Origin of the sequence: Methylobacterium sp. J-077, assembly GCF_022829365.1 — a bacterium.
Lineage (GTDB): Bacteria > Pseudomonadota > Alphaproteobacteria > Rhizobiales > Beijerinckiaceae > Methylobacterium.
Window position 1 is genome coordinate 1 of record NZ_JAKSYJ010000232.1, and the last position, 1,032, is coordinate 1,032.

A 1,032-nucleotide genomic window follows, 5' to 3' on the forward strand; every position below is an offset into this window, starting at 1 on the left:
AAGCGTGGGTCTGACGCAATCTCGATGCAGGGCGGCTCATGGTGTGCCGATCAGCCGAGCTTCGATCAGGTCGAGTTTGGCACGGCCGAACATCTGCCGCTTCACGAGCTTCAGGCGGGTGATCTGCCCTTCGGTCTGGCCGTTCGACCATGGTTGTGTGAGAGCTGCAGCGACGGCCGCCTTGTCCCTGACCAGGCCGCCGGCGAAGGACGCCAGAAGGCTTCGGGCCGCGGCCTCGATCCAGGTGTCGAGATCCGGTCGACCCCGTGCGCGGATCATGGCCTGGAAGCGCGACAACAGGGCCCTTGCCTCGTCGAGCCTCGGCACCTCCGCCTCGATCGTCGCCACGAGGACGGCTTCGGCCTTCGTCAGGCTGTCCCGCCCCGTCGTCATCAGCCGGGAGAGGATCCGTGCTGACGGCACCTTGCTGGGAGCGCCCTCCGGCGCCCGCTCACTGCGTCGCCTCCGCGTCGCCCATTCCCCGACTACCCGCAGGCTGCCGGTGAACCCGCTCGCGCGAAGCCGCCGCCAGAGTTCAGCCCCGTTGCGGCAGCCGGCCGCCCATTCGGCATCGAGCCGGGGCAGATAGGCGTCCAGGCTGCTCTGGCGGGCGCGGAAGACGTCGCCGGTCAGACCGCGCAGCACGTCGCGCACGAGCTTGCGACTGTGCCCGGTCGTCCGGGCAATCGTCTTGATCGGCATGCCCTGTCGCGACAGAGCCAGGATCGCCTCGCCCGTCGCCTCCCTCCGAGGATAACCGTCGTACTGCAGGCGCTCGGCGCAGGTCAGCCGTTCGGGATCGACCGTCGCGGCTCCCACCGCGATGCGGATGGCGGCCATCGACTTGCGCACGGCGTCGAGGAAGGCGGCGCTGGCATTCTCCATCAAGTGCCATCGGTCGGCGACCTGAAGGGCATGGGGCAGCGCTCGCGTCGTCGCCTCGCCGTAGCAACCCCCGCGGTCGCGGGCGACGACGGTGATCTCGGGATGGGCCGCAAGCCGCGCCTCGACGGTGCCGCTCTCCCGATCCGG

General features: G+C 69.9%; 1 protein-coding gene. It reads right to left on the reverse strand.

Annotation, left to right across the window (positions count from 1 at the left end):
- Positions 1 to 36: 36 nt before the first annotated feature.
- Positions 37 to 1,032: transposase (locus MKL11_RS29420; protein WP_243950239.1), on the reverse strand; the 996-nt coding region annotated here is incomplete at its 5' end.